Annotated in this window: 1 rRNA gene (running past one end of the window); it reads left to right on the forward strand. The window is 54.4% G+C overall.

Going from position 1 to position 305, the window contains the following annotated elements:
• A 23S ribosomal RNA gene (locus tag ASF69_RS10455) occupies window positions 1-305 on the forward strand (its annotated part extends 726 nt beyond the left edge of the window); the annotation flags it as partial.

Here is a 305-nt window from a genome sequence, read left to right on the forward strand (position 1 = left end):
ACTGTCTCCAGGACATGCTCAGCGAAATTGAATTCTCCGTGAAGATGCGGAGTACCCGCGGTTAGACGGAAAGACCCCGTGCACCTTTACTGCAGCTTCAGAGTGGCATTAGGAAGAAACTGTGTAGCATAGGTGGGAGGCTTTGAAGCATCGGCGCCAGCTGATGTGGAGCCATAGGTGAAATACCACCCTGTTTGTTTCTGATGTCTAACCTCGTTCCGTAAGCCGGAACAGGGACCCTCTGTGGCGGGTAGTTTGACTGGGGCGGTCGCCTCCTAAAGAGTAACGGAGGCGCGCAATGGTGG

It is taken from the genome of Rhizobium sp. Leaf311, from assembly GCF_001423445.1.
GTDB lineage: Bacteria > Pseudomonadota > Alphaproteobacteria > Rhizobiales > Rhizobiaceae > Agrobacterium.